Origin of the sequence: Streptomyces sp. NPDC005202 (assembly GCF_040608235.1) — a bacterium.
GTDB lineage: Bacteria > Actinomycetota > Actinomycetes > Streptomycetales > Streptomycetaceae > Streptomyces.
Genome location: NZ_JBEXHW010000015.1, coordinates 121,000 through 136,407 on the forward strand (window position 1 = coordinate 121,000; position 15,408 = coordinate 136,407).

Sequence of the window (15,408 nt, forward strand, 5' to 3'; positions counted from 1 at the left end):
CTACAGGACGCACTCCGCCTCGGTGTACCGCTCCTGCGGCACCGTCTTCAGCGTCTCCACCGCCTCCGCCAGCGACACCATCACGATGTCCGTGCCGCGCAGCGCGGTCATCCGGCCGAACTCCCCGCGGTGCACGGCCTCCACGGCGTGCCAGCCGAACCGGGTGGCCAGGACGCGGTCGTACGCGGTCGGCGTGCCGCCGCGCTGGACGTGCCCGAGGATGACCGGCCGGGCCTCCTTCCCGAGGCGCCGCTCCAGCTCCAGGGAGAGCTGGCGGGCGACACCGGCGAACCGCTCGTGACCGTAGATGTCCTTGCCGCCCTCGTCGAAGTCCATCGTCCCGGCCCTGGGCTTGGCGCCCTCCGCGGCCACGACGATCGCGAACCGCTTGCCCGCCTCGAAGCGCTCGCCGACCTTCTTCGCCAACTCCTCGATGTCGAAGGGGCGCTCGGGGACGACGATGGCGTGGGCGCCGGCCGCCATGCCGGAGTGCAGCGCGATCCAGCCGGTGTGGCGGCCCATGACCTCCACGATCAGGACGCGCTGGTGGGACTCGGCGGTGGTCTTGAGGCGGTCCAGGGCCTCGGTGGCGACGGTCACGGCCGTGTCGAAGCCGAAGGTGACGTCCGTGACCGCGATGTCGTTGTCGATGGTCTTCGGCACCCCGACGATGGGCAGGCCGTTGTCCGACAGCAGACGGGCCGCCTTGAGCGTGCCCTCGCCGCCGATCGGGATGATCGCGTCGAGCCCGAGCTCCTCGACATGGCCCCTGGCCCGCTCCACACCGTCCCGCAGGTGCTCGGGACGGACCCGGGAGGAGCCGAGGATGGTGCCGCCGCGGGCCAGGATGCCGCTGACCGCGTCGAGGTCGAGCTTGAGGTAGTCGCACTCCAGGAGGCCCTTCCAGCCGTCCCGGAAACCGATGACCTCGTCGCCGTGGTCGGCGACGGCACGGTGCACGACGGACCGGATGACGGCGTTCAGGCCGGGGCAGTCGCCGCCGGACGTGAGGACACCAATGCGCATAGCCCGAATAACCTTCTCAACGTGGGCGCGGGGACCGGACAACGCTGTCCGGCTCGATCCCCGCCACCCTAGCGGCACCAGGGGGCGGGGCCGAATCGTGCGTCCGCCTGCTGGACGGGGCCGCTCACCTGTGCGGACGGGCCGCCAGACGGGCTGGTTACGTCAGGCCGACAGGCAGGTGTACGAGGAGGTCACGCAGGTTGCCGCGCCGCTGTGTCCACGCAGGCTGCTGCGCAGCCGTGTTTACGCAGGCTGCTGCGCAGCCGCGATGCGCTCGTTGCGCAGCGCCTCGTACCAGCGGTCGTCGATCGGCGGCAGGGCGTTGACGTCGAGCGCCAGCTTCAGCAGCAGGTCCGCGATCTGCGGGTTGCGGGCCAGGACGGGCCCGTGCATGTACGTGCCGAAGACGGTGTCGTTGTACGCGCCCTCCGTGCCGTCCCCGGTGCCGTTGCCCTTGCCCAGGCGGACCTGGGCGAAGGGGCGGGCCGTGGGCCCGAGGTGGGTGACGCCCTGGTGGTTCTCGAAGCCGGTCAGCGGGGGCAGGCCGAGGCGCGGGTCGATGTCCGCGAGGACGTCTCCGACGCACCGCTCGCCCTCGCCGCGCACCGACACCACGTCGAGCAGGCCGAGGCCCGGCTCGCGCTGGCCGAGGTCGTTGATGAACTCGTGGCCGAGGATCTGGTAGCCGGCGCAGACGGAGAAGACGATCGCGCCGTTCTCCACGGCCTTGTGCAGGCCGCCGTCGCGGCGCAGCCGCTCCGCCGCGAGCCGCTGCGGCCGGTCCTCGCCGCCGCCGATCAGGTAGATGTCGCCGGAGGTCGGGATCGGCTGGTCGCTGCGCACGTCGAGCCGGGCCACGTCCAGGCCGCGCTGCCGGGCCCGGCGCTCCACGACGAGGGCGTTGCCCTGGTCGCCGTAGGTGCTCAGCAGGTCCGGGTAGATCCACACCAGACGCAGGCTGTTGTCGCTCATGAAGTGATCGTCCTTCGTGGTCAGTTGCCGACGCGGCGGCGCAGGTCCTGGAACGCGGTGTAGTTCGCGATGACCTCGATCCGGCCCGGCGGGGCCGTCTGCACGGCCTGGTCGAGGTTCTCGCAGACCTGGAAGTGCTGGTTCGCGACCTCCAGACGCACGGCGAGGTCCAGCTTCCGGTCGCCGATCACGAAGAGGGGGTGGCCGGTCAGGCGGGTGTAGTCGACATCCCACAGCCAGGACGTGTCGGTGCCGTCGGCGCTGCGCGCGTTCACGGAGAGGATCACCGGGGTGGGCGGCGGGTCGATCAGGGAGAACGTCTCGAGCCAGCCGGCCGGGTTCTTCGCCAGCAGCAGGCGCAGGTCGCGGCCCTGGAACTGGACGACGTCGTAGCGCCCGGCGACCGCCTGCACCTGGTACATCCGCTCCAGGGCGACCTGCGGCGGGACCCCGAACACGGCGGCGACGGCCGCGGAGGAGGCGGCGTTGGCCTTGTTGGCGCGGCCCGGCAGCTGGAGGTGGATCGGCCAGGCCGAGCCGTGCGGGTCGAGCACGTGGTCGCCGGACAGCGCCCAGCTCGGGGTGGGGCGGCGGAAGCCGCACTCGCCGCAGTACCAGTCGTTGCCCGGGCGCTGCATCACACCGCCGCAGGACGGGCAGGACCAGGCGTCGTCCTTCCACATCTGCCCGGCGGCGACCCAGATCACGTTGGGGCAGGAGGACGCGGCCCACACCACCAGCGGGTCGTCGCAGTTGGCGACGATGACGGCCTTGGAGCCGGCCAGGCCCTCACGCCAGTTCTCCGCGAGCATGCGGGTCTCGGCGGCGCGGTCCAGCTGGTCGCGGGAGAGGTTGAGCAGCGCGATGCACTTCGGGTCGGTGTCCCGGGCGACGCCCGCGAGGTACTTCTCGTCGACCTCGATCACGCCGAACTTCGCGTCCGAGCCGCCCGCGAGCGCCGAGGTGATGCCGGCGGGCATGTTGGCGCCGAGCGCGTTGGAGACGACCGGCCCTGCGGCCCGCAGGGCCTCGGCGATGAGCCGGGTGGTTGTGGTCTTGCCGTTGGTCGCCGAGACCAGGATCACGTCCAGGTTCTGGGCGAGCCGCCCGAGCAGGTCGGGGTCGAGCTTGAGGGCCACCCGACCGCCGATCACCGAACCGCTGCCGCGCCCCGCGGCGCGCGATGCCGCTGCGACCGCCTTGCCCGCGGTCACGGCCAGCTTGGCCCGCGGCGTGAGCGGGTCCGAGTTGCCTGCCATCAGTTCTCGATCCTCCTTGCGTACGCGCCGCGCCTTAAGCCATCCGGCAACGTGGTGTGGACCTCAGCCTATCGAGATCCATTCGCACTCCCGACTCCCGTTACCACTACGGCGCCCGCGCGCCCTTCGCGCGTCCGGTAGGACCGTACCCTTGCCGCCATGCGACACGGCTCGATCCCGGGCGCCCGCGGGCGCGTCCGGCCCCTGACCCTGCTCGGCGACGCGGTGCTGCACGAGCCGTGCCGGGAGGTCACCGACTTCGGCCCCGAACTGGCGGCACTCGTGGAGGACTTGTTCGCCACGATGTACGCGGCGCGGGGGGTGGGCCTGGCCGCCAACCAGATCGGCGAGCCGGTGCGGGTGTTCGTGTACGACTGCCCGGACGACGAGGACGTACGTCACCTGGGCCATGTGGTGAACCCACGGCTGGTGCAGGCCGACGGCGTGGTGGTCCGCGGCCCCGAGGGCTGCCTGTCCCTGCCGGGGCTGGAGGCCGGGACGGAGCGGTACGACCAGGCGGTCGTCGAGGGCTGCACGGTGACCGGGGAGCCGGTCACCGTGCACGGCACGGGGTTCTTCGCCAGGTGCCTGCAGCACGAGTACGGCCATCTGGAGGGACGCCTGTATGTGGATCACCTCACGGGGTGGCGCAGGCGCAAGGTGCTGAGGCAAGCGGCGAAGGCTCCCTGGAGCCGCCGGGGCTAGGGCCTGTCTGACAATTCGCGTCGCGGGCCCGGCGGGAATGGTCTGACAGGTGCTAGAATCCCGGGCCGCCCATCCTGTCCCCCGCAGCCGCGAGCCGTCCCCACAACAGGTCGGCCAGACTCCGCACCAACTCCGCCCGGGAACACGGCCGTTCGCCCAGCCACCAGTCACCCGCCGCATGCATCATGCCGACGATCCCGTGCCCCCACACCCGCGCCAGCTGCTGGCTGTCCGGGCCGAGGTCCAGCCGCTCCTCGATGACCTGGGCGAGCTCCTCGCCCATACGGCGCAGCAGCGGGGCCGAGTGCTTGCCGACGTCGAAGCCCTGGTCGCTCTGCGAGCCCTCCGCCGGATGCATCAGGAACCGGTACACCTGGGGACGTGCCTCGATCGCCGCGAGGTAGGTGTCCAGTGTGGACTCGACCCGCTCGCGCCGGTCCGCCGGCGCGTCCAGCGCCGCCCGCAGCGAATCGAGCAGGGCGTCGGTGTGCCGCTTGGCGAGAGCGGCGTACAGACCCCCCTTGTCACCGAAGTGACGGTAGAGGATCGGCTTGGTGATGCCGGCCTCCGCGGCGATGGCGTTCATCGAGGCCTGCGGGCCGTCGCGCAGCACCACTCGGTCGGCGGCCTCCAACAGCTCGCGCCGTCGGCGGTCGGCGGACCGCTGCTGATCGGTCCGCTGTGTGGTGTCCATGAGCTCTCCCCACCCGTGCTGGTTCGGTGACGCCTGCGCAAACTAGCACCGACTATGCCTCGGACATCGAACGGGCTGCCGACCGGTCATCAGGAGTTGACTTTTCCTACCCGTCGGTAACAGACTCGGGTTACCGCAAGTAACACGCATGTGCGCCGCTGGAGGGGACATGGCCGAGTTCACCATGGAGCTCAACGATGAACAGAAGGAGGTCCGGGACTGGCTCCATGGCTTCGCCGCCGACGTGATCCGCCCGGCGGCCGCCGAATGGGACGAGCGTGAGGAGACTCCCTGGCCGGTCATCCAGGAGGCCGCGAAGGTCGGCATCTACTCCCTCGACTTCTACGCCCAGCAGTACTTCGACCCCACCGGCCTCGGCATCCCCATGGCCATGGAGGAGCTGTTCTGGGGCGACGCCGGCATCGCCCTGTCCATCGTGGGCACCGGCCTGGCCGCCGTCGGCGTCCTCGCCAACGGCACCGAGGAGCAGATCGGCACCTGGATCCCCCAGATGTACGGCGACGCCAATGACGTCAAGGTCGCCGCCTTCTGCTCCTCCGAGCCCGACGCCGGCTCCGACGTGGCCTCCATGCGCACGCGTGCCGTGTACGACGAGGCCAAGGACGAGTGGGTGATCAACGGCACGAAGACCTGGGCGACCAACGGCGGCATCGCCAACGTCCACGTCGTCGTCGCCGTGGTCGACCCGGAACTCGGCTCCAAGGGCCACGCCTCCTTCATCATCCCGCCGAACACGCCGGGGCTGTCGCAGGGCCAGAAGTTCAAGAAGCACGGTATCCGCGCCTCGCACACCGCCGAGGTGATCCTGGACAACGTGCGGGTTCCCGGCTCCTGCCTGCTCGGCGGCAAGGAGAAGCTGGACGAGCGCCTCGCCCGGGCCCGCGAGAAGGCGAAGAAGGGCGGCGAGCGGGTCAAGAACGCGGCGATGGCCACGTTCGAGGCCTCCCGGCCGGCGGTCGGCGCGATGGCGGTGGGCACCGCCCGGGCCGCCTACGAGGTCGCCCTCGACTACGCCAGGACCCGCGAGCAGTTCGGCCGCCCGATCATCGACAACCAGGGCGTCGCCTTCCAGCTCGCGGACATGCGCACGCAGATCGACGCCGCCCGCCTGCTGGTGTGGCGCGCCTCGTGGATGGCGATCAACGGCAAGCCGTTCACGGCGGCCGAGGGGTCGATGTCGAAGCTGTTCGCCAGCGAGACCGCCAAGAAGGTCACCGCCCAGGCGATCCAGATCCTGGGCGGCAACGGCTACACCCGGGAGTACCCGGTCGAGCGCATGCACCGCGACGCCGCGATCTACACGATCTTTGAGGGCACGAGCGAGATCCAGCGGCTGGTGATCTCCCGGACGATCTCGGGGATGCCGATTCGTTAACGATGCCGGAGCGGCGTCAGCTGCTCGATGTCGTACCTCGCCCGCAATTCCTCGATCGCCGCGTGGTCCGGCGGGCCCCCGTTGCCCAGGATCTCCAGCAACTCCTCGAAGTACCGCTCGTGATGCGGTGGCGGGGACGCCTGGAAGAACATCCTTGCCGGGGTGTCCGTCGGGTTCGCGAACGCGTGGGGGCAGCCGGGCGGGACGACGATGATCGTGCCGGGTGTCGCCCGCACCACCCGGTTGCCCGAACCGGATTCCCAGCTCTGCCAGTTGTCCGGGGTCCGGACGCGCGGCTCGAAGGCGAGCACGTCCAGCTCGCCTTCGAGCACGTAGAACAACTCCTCGCTGCGCGTGTGGACATGGGCGCCGACGTCGAAGCCCGGCGGGACCTGCACCTCGAAGGTGGAGGCCATCCGCGAGTGCGAGCCGGTCACCTTGAACGTCACGCGCTGGGCGGGTGTCTCGACGACGCGGCCGTGGCCCGGCGGCACGTGCAGTCCCTCGGCCGCGGTCGTCGGAGACTCATTGGTTGCCGTCATCGCAGGCTCACCACGTCACGGGCAGGGCCTCGGGCCGGCGGATCAGCACGCCCTTTCTGAAGGGCACCTCACCCGGCGGCACCGCGAGCTTCAACCCCGGCACGCGGTCCAGCAGCGCGTCGACCAGCAGCTGCGACTCCAGCCTGGCCAGCTGCCCGCCGGGGCAGTCGTGCGGGCCGAAGCCGAACGACACACGCGGGTTCGGGCTGCGCGAGAAGTCGATCGTCTCGGGGTCCGGGAAGACGTCCGGGTCCCGGTTGGCGGCCAGGTACGACACGTAGACCGTCTCGCCCGCCCGGATCCGCACGCCCTTGATCTCCACGTCGTCCATGGCGATCCGGGACAGGCCGACCGCGTTGCGGTGCGGGATGTAGCGCAGCAGCTCGTCGATGGCCTGGGGGCGGATCTCCGGCTCCTCCCGCAGCCGTTCGGCCAGCTCCGGGCGGGTCAGCAGGATGTAGAACATCTGCCCGCTGTTGTTGGTGACCGCCTCGCCGCCGATCTGGAGGAGCACCGCGAGCCCGACGGCCTCCTCCAGCGTGATCTCGCCGCGGCCCACGCCGGCACCGAGCAGCGAGGTGACGTCCTCGTCCGTGCTGCCCTCGCGCGAGCCGATGAGACCGGCCAAGTACGCGCCCATCTCGTCCTTGGCCTTCTCACTGACCGTGGCGCCGTGCGCGGAGGACAGGATCAGCTGGGTCCAGGCGTGCATCCTCTGCCGGTCGGCGGCCGGCACGCCCATCAGCTCGCAGATCACCGCGATCGGGAAGGGGCTCAGCACCGCCGCGGTGAGGTCGGCGGGCGGACCGTCCTGGAGGAGTTCGTCGACCAGTTCGTCCAGTATCCGCCGGGAGTTCTCCCGCACCCGCTCGACGCCGCGCGCCGTGAACGCGGCGGCGACCGAGCGGCGCAGCCGGGTGTGGTCGGGCGGGTCCAGGAAGCCGACCGCGCCGCGGGTCGGGATGAAGTGCGGGGCGAGCCTGGTGGCCTGCCCGTCCATCACCGCCTCGCGGCTGAAGCGGGGGTCGTTGGTCACCATGCGCACGTCGTCGTAGCGGGTGACCAGCCAGGCCCAGCCCTCGCCTTTGGGCAGCTCGACGCGGGTGACCGGGCCCTCTTCCATCAGCTCCGTCAGGACCGGGTCGAAGTCCACGCCGGTCAGGTCGAGCACCGGCCACTGCCGGACCGGGCACAGGGTCTCGGTGAGCGTCTCCTCGGTCATGCCGCCCCTCCGTCCGCACAGTGCCAGCGGCCGAGGGACATTTCCGCGGTGATGCCGGGACCGAACCCGGCGAGCAGCCCGCGCGCCCGGTGCTCGGCGCCGCCCTCGTCGAACAGCCGGCGCAGCGCGTCCAGAACGACGGCGCTGGCGATGTTGCCGTACTCGGTGAGCGTGGCCCGGCTGAACCGGAACGCGTGCGGCTCGACCTGCAGGAACTTGCTGAGGTCGTCCAGGATGCGGGGCCCGCCCGCGTGGATGATGTAGAAGTCCAGGTCGGACGCGTCCCAGCCGTGCACGCCGGCGAGGTCCTGCAGGGCCGGCGCGAGCGGCTCCATCGTGGCGGGCACCCGCTTGTCCAGCAGGAAGTGGAAGCCCGTCTCCCGGACGTCGTACATGATCCACTCTTCGGTCTTGGGGATCAGGTACGAGCCGTTGCGCTCGAGTTTGACGCCGGTGCCGCCCGTGCCGCGGACCACGGCGGCGGCGATGCCGTCGCCGAACAGGCCGTTGGAGAGCAGGGAGCCGATGCCGATGTCGGTGGGCTGGTAGCACAGCGAGCAGAACTCGCAGGCCACGATGAGCGCGTTGCCGTCCGGGTAGGCCGTGCAGAAGTCGTGGGCCCGGTTGATCGCCGCTCCGCCGGCCGCACAGCCCAGCTGGGCTATGGGTATCTGACGGGTGGTGCTGTCGAAGGCCATCTCGTTGATCAGCCACGCCGTGAGCGAGGGCATCATGAAGCCCGTGCACGAGACGTAGATGATCACATCGATGTCCGTGGTCAGGAGCTCGGCGTCGTCGAGCGCGCGCTGGATCACCGCGGGGACCCGGGCCTTCGCCTCGGCCTCGTAGGTCTTGTTGCGTGCCTCGAAGCCCGGGTGCTTGAGGGTCTCCTCGATGGGCTGCACGATGTGCCGGGTACGCACGCCGGTGTTCTCGATCAGCCGGAGGGCCAGCGGGAGTTGCGGGTGGTCCGCGTGGCGGGAGCGCGCGAGCTCCAGCGTTTCCTCCATCGTGATCACGTGCTCTGGAACGGACACCGAAGGTCTGCACAAAGTCGCCATGAGCCGTGCCTGCTTTCGCCTTCCGGAAGGCCGGTAGCCCCCCGGTCAGAGGGTGCGCACCCAGAAGGGGCGCACCACCCACGATCACCCGGGAGGGCGATGATCTCTCGCGGGACTACTCCAAATCGGGGACAACGGGTAGGGGCCGGACAGCACCCGCACCACCGATCCGACGGAGGACGCGACCCCCACGGCGAGGGAACTGCTGGAGACGACCACCGGAAAATTCGTGCCGGAACCGCAGGCCAACCGGCTTCTGCCGCTGGTCGCACGGGGTGCGGCGAGCCGTAACACGCTCGCCGCGCTCGCCCTCGAGCAGCGGTGGATGATCGCCGCCGACCGGCGCTCCTTCCTGCACCTGGCGGAACGCGCGGACGGCCGGCCGGAGACCGCCGCGTTCTTCGCCGCGCTCGCCGAGGGCGAGGCGCTGGCGGGACAGCGGCTGGAGGCATTCGCCGCGGCGTGCGGCGTGGACGAGGCGCGGACGGCCGCGTACGAGCCGCTGGCCGGCTGCCAGGCCTACCCCGCCCACGTCGCCTGGCTCGCCCTCAACGGCTCACCGGCCGACGTGGTCCTCGCGCTGAGCGCCAACTTCGCCGCGTGGGGCGGCTACTGCGCGACCATCGCCGAGGCCCTGCGCCGCCACTACGGCTTCGCCGACGCGGCCTGCGGCTTCTTCGACTTCTTCGCCGAGCCCGCGCCCGAACTGGAGCACAAGGCGATCGCGGCCGTACAGGAGGGCCTGGACGCCGGGCACGTGGACGAGGCCCTCGTGCACCGCCACGGACGTCTGCTGCAGAGCTACGAGTCGATGTTCTGGCAGACCCTGTGGGCGCTGGACCAGGAGACCCCCCAGGGGCGCGGGGAACTGCGCGAGCAACCACTTACGGCCCGCAGACGGCAGCACGGCACCTCCTGCGGCGCGGCCCTACCCGGTCGTCCCACTGCTGTGCGCGATGCAGGCCACGTCGATGCGGTCGGCCAGCTTGGCCAGTTCAATGGTCAGGGCCGCGACGGTGTCCTCGTCGAGGCCCTCCTGGCCAACCTCCACCAGCCGCAGCCACCGGCCGCCCACCGTGCGCAGCAGCTTGCTGACGTCGGCGGCCGCCACCTGCAACGTGCCGCGGTCGTCGACGATCAGAGGCAGAGTCACTTCGCGGTTCACAAAGGGGATCGTAGCCGCGGAAGCCTCACGCTCCGTGCCATACGGTGGTGATGTTGCAGAACTCGCGGATTCCGTGCCCGGACAGCTCACGCCCGTAGCCCGACCGCTTGACCCCGCCGAACGGGAACCCCGGGTGGGAGGCCGTCATCCCGTTGACGTACACGCCGCCCGCCTCCAGGTCCCGGACGAACCGGTCGACCTCGTTCTCGTCGCGCGTCCACACGTTCGAACTCAGTCCGAACGGCGAGTCGTTGGCGATGAGCACCGCCTCGTCCAGATCGGCCGCCCGGTACAGCGTGGCGACCGGCCCGAAGGCCTCCTCGCGGTGGATGCGCATCTCGCGGGTGATGCCCGTGAGGACGGTCGGCGGGTAGTACCAACCGGGCCAGTCGGGCCGCTCCCCGCCGCACAGCACGGCCGCGCCGCTGCGCCTGGCGTCGTCGACCAGCTCCTCCAGGTCGGCCCGCCCCCGCTCGCTGGAGAGCGGCCCGACCTCCGTGTCCTCCTGCGTGGGGTCGCCGACCTTCAGCGCCTTCATGCTCTGCACGAAACGCTCGGCGAAGGCGTCGTACACGTCCGTGTGCACGATGAACCGCTTGGCGGCGATGCACGACTGCCCGTTGTTCTGCACCCGCGCGATCACCGCGACCCGGGCGGCCCGGTCGATGTCGGCGGAGGGCATCACGACGAACGGGTCGCTGCCGCCCAGCTCCAGCACCGTCTTCTTGACCATCTCCCCGGCGGTGGAGGCGACCGCCCGCCCCGCGGGCTCGCTGCCGGTGAGCGTGGCCGCCTTCACGCGCTCGTCGCGCAGGATGCCGTCGACCGCCCCGGAGCCGATCAGCAGGGTCTGGAAGCAGCCCTCGGTGAAGCCCGCCCGGTGGAACAGGTCCTCCAGGTACAGGGCGGTCTGCGGCACGTTGGAGGCGTGCTTGAGCAGGCCGACGTTGCCCGCCATCAGCGCGGGCGCCGCGAAGCGGATCACCTGCCACAGCGGGAAGTTCCAGGGCATCACCGCGAGCACCGGGCCGAGCGGCCGGTAGCGCACGCGGACCCGGGAGGCGCCGGAATCCTTCACGTCGTACTCCGCGGGCTCCTCGTCGGCGAGCAGCTCCTCGGCGTGCTCCGCGTACCAGCGCATCGCCTTGGCGCACTTCGTGGCCTCCGCGCGGGCCTGCTTGACCGGCTTGCCCATCTCGGTGGTCATGACACGGCCGATCTCCTGCTGGTCCTCGTCGAGGAGGTCGGCGGCCTTGTTCATCCGGCGGGCGCGCTCGGCGAACGTCGTCGTCCGGTACGTGCGGAACGTGGCCTCCGCGAGCTGGAGCCGGCGCTCGATCTCCTCCTCGCCCATGGCCTCGTACGTCTTGAGCGTCTCGCCGTTCGCCGGGTTCACCGTTGCGATGGGCATGACCGCCTCCCTCGGAGCGGGCTGTGATACGACCTTCCCGCGCCACGGTGGCGACCGCAACGCGTGAGCGTCTCGTCAGAGCGAGTGCTCCGCCAGCCGGTCGAGAAACGCCGCCTGCGCCTGGATGATCACCTCACGGGCCCGGTCGAGGCCGAACCACTCCACGCGGTCGAGCTCCGGGAACTCCTGCGTCCGCCCCGACCCCGGCGGCCACTCCATCCGGAACGTGCCGGGGTTGATCGTCGCCGGGTCGAGGTCGGCCTCGACCGCCCACGCCGTGACGATCTTGCCGTTGGTCTGCCGGACCTCGCCGAGCGGCACGGCCTCGCCGTCGGGCGGGGGAAGTCCCAGCTCCTCCTGGAACTCGCGGCGGGCGGCCTCCCAGGCGGTTTCGCGGGGCTCGTACTCGCCCTTCGGTACGGTCCAGGCTCCCGCGTCCCGCTGGGCGAAGAAGGGGCCGCCCATGTGGCCGAGGAGCACCTCCAGGCCGTGGTTGCTGCGCCGGAAGAGCAGCAGGCCCGCGCTCCGCCTCTGCCGCTTGTCGCTCATGGCTTCACCTCCGGGTGCGCGGCCAGCAGCGTCTCCACCGTGTCGGCCTCCTCCGGGCGTTTGTCCTCGCGGTAACGCACGACCCGGGCGAAGCGGAGGGTGACGCCGGCCGGGTAGCGCGACGACTTCTGCAGGCCGTCGTAGGCGATCTCGACGACAAGTTCGGGGCGAACGGTCACCACCCAGCCGTTGTCCTCCACGGACAGCTCCTGGAGGCGCTCGGTCTGCCAGGCCAGCATCGCGTCGGTCATGCCCTTGAAGGTCTTGCCGAGCATGGCGAAGCCGCCGTCAGCGGTGCGGGCCCCCAGGTGCAGGTTGGAGAGCTTGCCGGTGCGGCGGCCGTGGCCCCACTCGGCGGCCAGGACGACGAGGTCGAGGGTGTGCACGGGCTTGACCTTCAGCCAGGAGGCGCCGCGCCGGCCCGCGCTGTAAGGGGCCTCGAGGGCCTTGACGACGACGCCCTCGTGGCCGCGCTTCAGCGTGTCGGCGAGGAACCGCTCGGCCCCGGCGACCTCGTCCGGCCCGGCCACCAGCGCGCGGCGCACTCGCATCGGCTCGGGGACCAGCCGGGCCAGCTCGGCGTGCCGCTCGGTGAACGGCAGGTCCAGCAGGTCGTGATCGTCGACCGACAGGGCGTCGAAGAAGACGGGGGAGACGGGGACCGCCTCGGCGGCGGTGGCCACGTCCACGCGCGAGCCGACACGCCCGGCGATCTCCTGGAAGGAGCGCGGGCGCCCGTCCGCGCCGAAGGAGATGACCTCGCCGTCCAGGACGAACCGTTCACCGTTCATCTCCAGGGCGGCCGAGGTGAGTTCGGGCAGGCGGTCGGTGATGTCGTCCAGGGTGCGCGTGTAGATCCGCACGGCGTCGCCGTCCCGGTGGACCTGCACCCGGATGCCGTCCAGCTTCTCCTCCACCGCGCACGCCCCGAGCCTGTCGACCGCCTCGGTCACCGAGGAGGCGCTGTGCGCCAGCATCGGCAGGACCGGGCGGCCGACGGTGAGCCGGAAGCGGTCCAGCGCCGGCGGGCCGTCCGTGAGCAGGGCCTGAGCCACCGTCTGCAGCGACCCGGCCAGCATCACCGCCCGCCGCACGTCCGCCGGGGGCCCGCCGGTCGCCGCGGCCAGGCCCTCCACGGCGATGGCGTCCAGGGCGCCCTGCCGGACCTCGCCAGTGAGCAGGCCGAGCAGGAACCGTTGCTCGTCCTCGGTGGCCGCGCCCATCAACTCACCGACGATCCGTGCCCGTTCGGCCTGCGATCCGGCGCCGGAGACCTTGCCGAGCTCGGTGAGCCGGGCGTCCACCTCGCGCACTGTGAGCGAGGGCTCGACGGCCGGGGCGACACGGCGGCCGAGCACCTTCCAGCCGACGCCGAGCCGCCCCTGCGGCAGCCGCCCCGCCAGATACGGAATGACGATCGGCACGTCGTCCGCCTCGGCGTCCCGGAACAGCTCCGCGAGCAGAGCGATCTTCCGGGACCGCGCCGAGGTCGCGGCGACCTCCTGGGACACCTGGGCCAGCCGGGCTAGCAGCATGCAGCCATGGTGCAACGGAGGACGGCGGTCTACACCCGGGCGGCGGCGCCGGGCTCGGCGCTCGCCGCCCCGACGGCCGCGTCCAGATCGGCGAAGAGCAGGTCGCCGTTGATCGCCGCCCCGGCGCGGTAGCCGCGGCTCGCCGCGTTCACGACCTGCTCCGCGAAACCGGCGGCGTTGCCCGCCGCCCACACGCCCGGCACGGTCGTCAGGCCCCGCTCGTCGACCACGGGGTACCTGCCGAACGGCGTCTCGCGCAGCTCGGCGCCCAGCTGCGCGAGCAGGTCGGTCTACGGCACGGCGCGCAGCGCCACGAACAGCACCTCGCGGTCGTACGTCGTTCCGTCCGCGAGCCCGACCCCGGTGAGCCGGTCGTCGTCGACGACCAGTCCCGCCACCTCGCCCGGCACCACGTCGACCCCGGCCGCGTCCAGCCTGCGCAGGTCGTCGTCGGACAGCTCCTCCTCGGCGACCTCGTGCAGGAAGAAGGTCACGTCCTTGGACCACTGGGTCACCATCAGCGCCTGGTGCACGCTCATCGGGGTGGCGGCGAGCACGCCGAAGGCCTGGTCGCGGACCTCCCAGCCGTGGCAGTACGGGCAGTGCAGCACATCCCGGCCGAAGCGCTCGGCGACACCCGGGACCGCGGGCAGCTCGTCCTTCAGCCCGGTGGCGACGACGATCCGCCGGGCGTGCACGGTTCGCCCGCCCGCCAACGTCACGGTGAACTCCCCGTCCGTGCTCCGGACGGCGTGCACGGCCCGGTCCCGGACCAGCTCGACGCCGTACCGGGCGATCTCCTCGTGGCCGACGGCGAGGAACTCGGCGGGCGGCATGCCGTCCCGCGACAGAAAGCCCTGCATGTGCGCGGCGGGCGCGTTCCGCGGCTCCCCCGCCTCGACGACCAGCGTGCGACGCCGGGCCCGGCCGAGGACCAGCGCGGCCGACAGCCCGGCCGAGGACCAGCGCGGCCGACAGCCCGGCCGCACCGCCGCCGACGACGACGGCCTCGTACTTCTCGGTCATGGTGACCACCTCCACCGAGAAGGTCGCCCGCCCGGTGCCGGATTGACAAACATCTTTGCCGAATCTGCAATACGGGCATGAGTACCGACGACGTTCTGGCGGACGTGGGCCCGAGGCTGCGGCGGATCCGGAAGGAGCGGGAGGTGACCCTGGCCGCCCTGTCCGAGGCGACCGGCATCTCCGTCAGCACCCTCTCGCGCCTGGAGTCGGGCCTGCGCAAACCCAGCCTCGAACTGCTGCTGCCGATCGCACAGGCCCACCAGGTGCCCCTGGACGAACTGGTCGGCGCCCCGCCGGTTGGGGACCCTCGGGTGCGCGCCAAGCCGATCGTGCGGCACGGCCGTACCCACTGGCCGCTGACCCGGCAGCCCGGAGGCCTGCAGGCCTTCAAGGTGCTGGAGCCACAGCGCCGGCTCGAGCCGGACCCGCGCGCGCACGAGGGCTACGAGTGGCTGTACGTGCTGTCCGGGCGGCTGCGGCTGGTGCTGGGCCGGCACGATGTGGTGCTGACCGCGGGAGAGGCGGCCGAGTTCGACACCCGGGTGCCGCACTGGTTCGGGTCGACGGGGGAGGGACCCGTGGAGTTCCTGAGCCTGTTCGGGCCGCAGGGCGAGCGGATGCACGTACGAGCGCGGCCCAGGCGTGTGTGACGTGCGGCGGGGCTCGGGCGGGCGGCGGGGCCGGGGCGTGCGGCGGGGCCGGGACGGGGGCGGCCCAGGCGTGTGTGACGTGGGGCGAGGCTCGGGCGTGCGGCGGGGCCGGGGCGTGCGGCGGGGCCGGGACGGGGGCGGCCCAGGCGTGCGTGACGTGGGGCGAGGCTCGGGCGGGCGGCGGGGCCGGGGCGG

Annotated in this window: 14 protein-coding genes and 2 pseudogenes; 3 read left to right on the top strand and 13 right to left on the bottom strand. The window is 71.7% G+C overall.

The features are described from left to right. The 3 genes from ABZV31_RS22290 to ABZV31_RS22300 all read right to left on the bottom strand — a co-directional run bounded on the left by ABZV31_RS22290 (position 1) and on the right by ABZV31_RS22300 (position 3,257). Complete coding sequence (locus tag ABZV31_RS22290; protein WP_355896495.1) at positions 1-1,026, bottom strand: 6-phosphofructokinase; 1,026 nt, start codon at positions 1,024-1,026, stop codon at positions 1-3. A 243-nt stretch (positions 1,027-1,269) separates the two neighbouring features. Beyond that, on the bottom strand, positions 1,270-1,998 hold the full coding sequence (locus ABZV31_RS22295) for a glutamine amidotransferase (RefSeq protein WP_355896498.1): 729 nt from the start codon (positions 1,996-1,998) through the stop codon (positions 1,270-1,272). 20 nt (positions 1,999-2,018) lie between these two features. Beyond that, positions 2,019-3,257, bottom strand: coding sequence for a MurT ligase domain-containing protein (locus ABZV31_RS22300; RefSeq protein ID WP_355896501.1), 1,239 nt, complete (start codon positions 3,255-3,257; stop codon positions 2,019-2,021). 159 nt (positions 3,258-3,416) lie between these two features. Between ABZV31_RS22300 and def the strand changes: the two genes are divergently transcribed. Then, positions 3,417-3,962, top strand: coding sequence for a peptide deformylase (def, locus tag ABZV31_RS22305; RefSeq protein ID WP_355896504.1), 546 nt, complete (start codon positions 3,417-3,419; stop codon positions 3,960-3,962). 52 nt (positions 3,963-4,014) lie between these two features. Here def and ABZV31_RS22310 read toward each other — a convergent pair whose 3' ends face one another. Continuing rightward, positions 4,015-4,656 (bottom strand): TetR family transcriptional regulator, encoded by a 642-nt coding sequence (locus tag ABZV31_RS22310; RefSeq protein ID WP_355896507.1) that lies wholly within the window; start codon positions 4,654-4,656, stop codon positions 4,015-4,017. Positions 4,657-4,825: 169 nt separating this feature from the next. Here ABZV31_RS22310 and ABZV31_RS22315 point away from each other — a divergent pair, with 169 nt between their 5' ends. Beyond that, a complete protein-coding gene (locus ABZV31_RS22315; protein WP_355896510.1) occupies positions 4,826-6,052 on the top strand; it encodes an acyl-CoA dehydrogenase family protein in 1,227 nt (408 codons plus the stop codon). Here ABZV31_RS22315 and ABZV31_RS22320 read toward each other — a convergent pair. The 9 genes and pseudogenes from ABZV31_RS22320 to ABZV31_RS22360 all read right to left on the bottom strand — a co-directional run bounded on the left by ABZV31_RS22320 (position 6,049) and on the right by ABZV31_RS22360 (position 14,563). Then, positions 6,049-6,594, bottom strand: a complete 546-nt coding sequence (locus ABZV31_RS22320) for a cupin domain-containing protein (protein WP_355896513.1) — start codon at positions 6,592-6,594, stop codon at positions 6,049-6,051. The genes ABZV31_RS22315 and ABZV31_RS22320 overlap by 4 nt on opposite strands. 7 nt (positions 6,595-6,601) lie before the next feature. Then, complete coding sequence (locus tag ABZV31_RS22325) at positions 6,602-7,816, bottom strand: cytochrome P450 (RefSeq protein ID WP_355896516.1); 1,215 nt, start codon at positions 7,814-7,816, stop codon at positions 6,602-6,604. After that, positions 7,813-8,886, bottom strand: a pseudogene (locus ABZV31_RS22330) (type III polyketide synthase); the annotation flags it as partial. The gene ABZV31_RS22325 and the pseudogene ABZV31_RS22330, both read right to left, overlap by 4 nt. Before the next feature lie 547 nt (positions 8,887-9,433). Beyond that, positions 9,434-9,661 carry a hypothetical protein gene (locus ABZV31_RS22335; RefSeq protein WP_355896519.1) on the bottom strand — a complete coding sequence of 76 codons (228 nt, stop codon included), beginning with the start codon at positions 9,659-9,661 and terminating at the stop codon, positions 9,434-9,436. Positions 9,662-9,805: 144 nt separating this feature from the next. Beyond that, positions 9,806-10,042 carry a DUF6213 family protein gene (locus ABZV31_RS22340; protein ID WP_355896521.1) on the bottom strand — a complete coding sequence of 79 codons (237 nt, stop codon included), beginning with the start codon at positions 10,040-10,042 and terminating at the stop codon, positions 9,806-9,808. Between the two features lie 25 nt (positions 10,043-10,067). Next, complete coding sequence (locus ABZV31_RS22345; protein ID WP_355896524.1) at positions 10,068-11,453, bottom strand: NADP-dependent succinic semialdehyde dehydrogenase; 1,386 nt, start codon at positions 11,451-11,453, stop codon at positions 10,068-10,070. A 75-nt stretch (positions 11,454-11,528) separates the two neighbouring features. Further along, the gene (locus ABZV31_RS22350; protein ID WP_355896527.1) at positions 11,529-12,002 is read right to left on the bottom strand and encodes an NUDIX domain-containing protein; all 474 of its coding nucleotides are present in this window, start codon (positions 12,000-12,002) and stop codon (positions 11,529-11,531) included. Next, positions 11,999-13,537: an ATP-dependent DNA ligase gene (locus ABZV31_RS22355; RefSeq protein WP_355896530.1), complete on the bottom strand. Its 1,539-nt coding sequence runs from the start codon at positions 13,535-13,537 to the stop codon at positions 11,999-12,001. The genes ABZV31_RS22350 and ABZV31_RS22355 overlap by 4 nt, the downstream gene beginning before the upstream one ends. Before the next feature lie 29 nt (positions 13,538-13,566). After that, positions 13,567-14,563 (bottom strand): annotated as a pseudogene (locus ABZV31_RS22360) (NAD(P)/FAD-dependent oxidoreductase). Between the two features lie 77 nt (positions 14,564-14,640). On the opposite strand from ABZV31_RS22360, the gene ABZV31_RS22365 reads away from it, so the two are divergent. Then, entirely contained in the window at positions 14,641-15,213 is a 573-nt protein-coding gene (locus tag ABZV31_RS22365; RefSeq protein WP_355896532.1) for an XRE family transcriptional regulator, read from the top strand. Positions 15,214-15,408: the final 195 nt, after the last annotated feature.

Excerpts from the sequence above, each read along its gene's own strand:
- ABZV31_RS22290 (WP_355896495.1), bottom strand. The coding sequence starts at position 1,026 with ATGCGCATTGGTGTCCTCACGTCCGGCGGCGACTGCCCCGGCCTGAAC.
- ABZV31_RS22295 (WP_355896498.1), bottom strand. The coding sequence starts at position 1,998 with ATGAGCGACAACAGCCTGCGTCTGGTGTGGATCTACCCGGACCTGCTG.
- ABZV31_RS22300 (WP_355896501.1), bottom strand. The coding sequence starts at position 3,257 with ATGGCAGGCAACTCGGACCCGCTCACGCCGCGGGCCAAGCTGGCCGTG.
- def (WP_355896504.1), top strand. The coding sequence starts at position 3,417 with ATGCGACACGGCTCGATCCCGGGCGCCCGCGGGCGCGTCCGGCCCCTG.
- ABZV31_RS22310 (WP_355896507.1), bottom strand. The coding sequence starts at position 4,656 with ATGGACACCACACAGCGGACCGATCAGCAGCGGTCCGCCGACCGCCGA.
- ABZV31_RS22315 (WP_355896510.1), top strand. The coding sequence starts at position 4,826 with ATGGCCGAGTTCACCATGGAGCTCAACGATGAACAGAAGGAGGTCCGG.
- ABZV31_RS22320 (WP_355896513.1), bottom strand. The coding sequence starts at position 6,594 with ATGACGGCAACCAATGAGTCTCCGACGACCGCGGCCGAGGGACTGCAC.
- ABZV31_RS22325 (WP_355896516.1), bottom strand. The coding sequence starts at position 7,816 with ATGACCGAGGAGACGCTCACCGAGACCCTGTGCCCGGTCCGGCAGTGG.
- ABZV31_RS22345 (WP_355896524.1), bottom strand. The coding sequence starts at position 11,453 with ATGCCCATCGCAACGGTGAACCCGGCGAACGGCGAGACGCTCAAGACG.
- ABZV31_RS22350 (WP_355896527.1), bottom strand. The coding sequence starts at position 12,002 with ATGAGCGACAAGCGGCAGAGGCGGAGCGCGGGCCTGCTGCTCTTCCGG.
- ABZV31_RS22355 (WP_355896530.1), bottom strand. The coding sequence starts at position 13,537 with ATGCTGCTAGCCCGGCTGGCCCAGGTGTCCCAGGAGGTCGCCGCGACC.
- ABZV31_RS22365 (WP_355896532.1), top strand. The coding sequence starts at position 14,641 with ATGAGTACCGACGACGTTCTGGCGGACGTGGGCCCGAGGCTGCGGCGG.